Source organism: Hydrogenimonas sp., assembly GCF_029933015.1.
Lineage (GTDB): Bacteria > Campylobacterota > Campylobacteria > Campylobacterales > Hydrogenimonadaceae > Hydrogenimonas.
The window spans coordinates 1-1409 of the sequence record NZ_JAOZOZ010000154.1 but is presented as its reverse complement, the minus strand read 5'-3'; the positions used below and the strand labels follow the sequence as shown (position 1 = coordinate 1409).

Sequence of the window (1409 nt, the reverse complement as noted above, 5' to 3'; positions counted from 1 at the left end):
GCCGGAAGGAAACTGGTCAACATCGACTGGATGGGCAACGTCAAGCCCGACCCCTTCTTCCCGTTCGTCATCGGCAACATGACCGAAAAGCCTTTCAGCGAGATCTGGCTGGACGAAAAGAACGAGATGCTGACGAAACTGCGGGAGCATCCGAGAAAACTGGGCGGTGCCTGCGAAAGCTGCGGTGTCATCGACATCTGCAACGGCGGAAGCCGCAGCCGTGCCTGGGCGATCCACGGGGACCTGTGGGCGGAAGATCCATCCTGCTATCTCACAGAAAGTGAGAAAGAAATTAAAAATTAAGAATGAAAAATTAAAAATGGAGGTGAGCTGCGCGAAGCGCAGACAAAATCAATGAAAATGAGCGAAGCGATTTTCCTGAATTTTTCACTTTTCATTTTTCATTTTTCATTTAAAAAAAAGGTAATCAATGGGTAAAGTCTACCTCACCGGCGCGGGGCCGGGAGATATCGACCTGCTGACGGTCAAGGCGCTGCGGGTGGTCCGCGAAGCCGATGTCATCATCTACGACCGGCTGGCCAACCCCGATATCCTCAAAGAGGCCAAAGAGGGGTGCGAGTTCGTCTATGTTGGCAAGGAGGACGGCCGTCATACGCTGCCGCAGGATCAGATCAACGAAGTGATCTACCAAAACGCGCTCAAATACGAGAATGTCGTGCGACTGAAGGGGGGCGACCCTCTGGTTTTCGGACGCGGCGGCGAAGAGGCGAAATATCTGAAAGAGCGGGGCATTCCCTTCGAGTTCATTCCGGGGGTCACCTCGGCCATCTCCGTTCCGGCCTACGCCGGCATTCCCGTGACGCACCGGGGCGTGGCGGTTTCTTTCAAAGTCGTCACGGGTCACGAGGCGCCCAACAAAGAGCACTCCCAGGTCGACTGGGAGTCGATGAAGGCGGACGAGACGATCGTCTTTTTGATGGGTCTTCACAATCTGGGCAATATCGCCGAAAACCTGATCCGTATCGGGCGCGATCCGAACACACCGGCGGCCGTGATCAGCAGAGGAACCACGTCGGAGCAAAAAAGCGTCACCGGCACTCTCGAAACGATCCATGAAAAGGTCAAATCGGCCAATCTCCCGACCCCGGCGCTGATCGTCGTGGGAAAAGTGGTCGAACTGAAAAAAGATCTGGAGTGGATTGACGAAAATCATTGATTTTGTCGTCGGCTTTGGGATAGAGTGGTCTCAAGGAGGCCACCATGCGGACCCATCTGACCGTTCTACTTATCTCCCTTTTTATCTTTGCTCTCTATTTCAATGTTGGATTATTGACTCCACAGCCTGATAAAGCCGAAGCTATCCCCGATGCAAACGATTTACGGAAAGAGGCGCTGCAAAGAGGTCTCGCGCCGGTCCCGGCCTCGTGGCGGGATGCACTGCCTCTCGT

The 1409-nt window shown here is 54.2% G+C and carries 3 protein-coding genes; all 3 read left to right on the top strand.

The annotated features are described in order from the left end of the window. On the top strand, positions 1-303 hold a 303-nt coding region (locus Q1K23_RS08495; protein WP_300363814.1), incomplete at its 5' end, for an SPASM domain-containing protein. Between the two features lie 127 nt (positions 304-430). Further along, positions 431-1177 carry a uroporphyrinogen-III C-methyltransferase gene (cobA, locus tag Q1K23_RS08490; protein WP_300363812.1) on the top strand — a complete coding sequence of 249 codons (747 nt, stop codon included), beginning with the start codon at positions 431-433 and terminating at the stop codon, positions 1175-1177. 44 nt (positions 1178-1221) lie between these two features. Continuing rightward, the coding region (locus Q1K23_RS08485) for a hypothetical protein (RefSeq protein ID WP_300363810.1) at positions 1222-1409 on the top strand (188 nt) is incomplete at its 3' end.

Bases quoted from the DNA above. Each gene is read 5' to 3' on its own strand.
- cobA (WP_300363812.1), top strand. From the start codon at position 431: ATGGGTAAAGTCTACCTCACCGGCGCGGGGCCGGGAGATATCGACCTG.